Annotated in this window: 2 protein-coding genes; one reads left to right on the forward strand and one right to left on the reverse strand. The window is 46.0% G+C overall.

Translation table 11 applies throughout. The annotated features are described in order from the left end of the window. The coding region (locus BACCELL_RS00995) for a sigma-54-dependent transcriptional regulator (protein WP_007209610.1) at nt 1–954 on the reverse strand (954 nt) is incomplete at its 3' end. A gap of 91 nt (nt 955–1,045) precedes the next feature. Between BACCELL_RS00995 and BACCELL_RS01000 the strand changes: the two genes are divergently transcribed. Further along, on the forward strand, nt 1,046–1,885 hold the full coding sequence (locus BACCELL_RS01000; protein ID WP_007209611.1) for a peptidylprolyl isomerase: 840 nt from the start codon (nt 1,046–1,048) through the stop codon (nt 1,883–1,885). The last annotated feature ends 19 nt before the right edge of the window (nt 1,886–1,904 follow it).

Raw genomic sequence — 1,904 nt, forward strand, 5'->3', positions numbered from 1 at the left:
CATGCGCAGGGTGAACTCATTGATACGGTGGTACAGATCCTGACGGAAAGTTCCTTTCTCGATGGCTTGTTCCAAATCTTCATTCGTAGCGGAAACCAAACGCACATCTACAGTGATTTCTTTATTGGAACCTACCGGACGTATTTTTCGTTCCTGCAAGGCACGTAGCAGTTGTATCTGGACTTCGTAGCTGAGATTACCTATTTCATCGAGGAAGATGGTTCCTCCGTTGGCTGCAACAAAGGCTCCTGTTTTGTCTGTCAATGCTCCGGTGAATGAACCTTTTACGTGTCCGAAGAATTCCGATGCGGCAAGTTCTTTAGGGATGGAGCCACAGTCGATGGCGACGAAAGGCTGTCCGGCACGCTTGCTGAGTTGATGGATGCGGTGGGCTACATACTCTTTACCCGTTCCGCTGGCACCATTGATCAGTACCGACATTGTGGTGGGGGCAACTAGTCTTACATAATTATAAAGTTGCTTGGCAGCATCACTTTCTCCTTCCAGATAGTCGGAAGACGGAGCACCGCCTGCATTTTTCTGATGGGTACTTTCTCCTTTTCCGGAACTGATGGTTTGTTTTGGGGAAGCAGCGGGTTGTCTCACAGCCTCACTGATTTTCTTCAGAAGCTCGTCCGGATTTACAGGCTTGGCAACGTAGTCGCTGGCACCTAATTTCATGGCTTGCACCGCCGATTGTATATCAGCATAGCTTGTCATCATGATGAGTGGAATGGACAGACCTTGCTCTCCCAACCACTTCAACAGGTCGATGCCGTCCTTGTCGGGCAGACGCAGGTCGGACAAAATCAAGTCGGCACCCTCCGTTTCCAAATGTTTCTGGGCGCGGGCGATACTGCTGACGGAAGCTACCTGAAAGCCTTTTTTGCCTAACCAGGTCTTCAGCATCATACCGTAAGTAATGTCGTCTTCAACGATGAGTATGGATTTCATTGCCTTATCTTTTGTCTCTTTTAAGACACAAAGGTAAACCGTTTTGTCTGAAAATCGTATATTTGCAAACTTAATTTAAATAAAAAGCGTTATGAAGAGGAATTTCACCGTATTATTAACCATACTGATTTGCAGCGTTACAGCCTGCCAATCGGGACAAAAGAAAGATAGAAACATGGATCAGGAAACTAAATTGAAGATTGAAACAACTGCGGGTGACATTATCGTGAAACTGTATAATGAGACACCGCAACATCGTGATAACTTCATCAAACTGGCGGAAGAGGGTACATACGAAGGTACATTGTTCCACCGTGTCATCAAGGATTTTATGATACAGGCAGGCGACCCTGAGTCAAAGAATGCTCCGAAAGGCAAGATGCTGGGTGCAGGTGATGTAGGTTATACTATTCCGGCTGAGTTTGTTTATCCGAAGTATTTCCATAAGAAAGGTGCATTGTCGGCTGCGCGTCAGGGTGACAATGTGAATCCGAAGAAGGAATCATCGGGTTGCCAGTTCTACATTGTGACGGGTAAAGTGTATAATGATACTACGTTGTTGGGGATGGAGAACCAGATGAACCAGAATCGTCTGACTACTGTGTTCAATGCTTTGGCACAGAAGCACATGAAGGAAATCTATAAGATGCGTAAGGAAAATGACCAGGATGGTTTGATGAACTTGCAGGATAGCTTGTTTGCACAGGCTGAGGCGGAAGTTGCCAAACAACCGGAATTCCACTTTACACCGGAACAGGTGAAGGCTTATACTACGGTAGGTGGTACTCCGCACTTGGATGGTGAATATACTGTGTTCGGCGAAGTGATCGAAGGCATGGATATAGTAGATAAGATACAACAGGTAAAAACGGATCGTAGCGACCGCCCGGAAGAGGATGTGAAGATCAAAAAGGTGGTAGTATTGGACTAACTGTTGGTGAAATTAGTTC

It is taken from the genome of Bacteroides cellulosilyticus DSM 14838, from assembly GCF_000158035.1.
Lineage (GTDB): Bacteria > Bacteroidota > Bacteroidia > Bacteroidales > Bacteroidaceae > Bacteroides > Bacteroides cellulosilyticus.

What these genes read in the sequence shown, in the direction of transcription:
- BACCELL_RS01000 (WP_007209611.1), top strand. Translation starts at nt 1,046, where the DNA reads ATGAAGAGGAATTTCACCGTATTATTAACCATACTGATTTGCAGCGTT.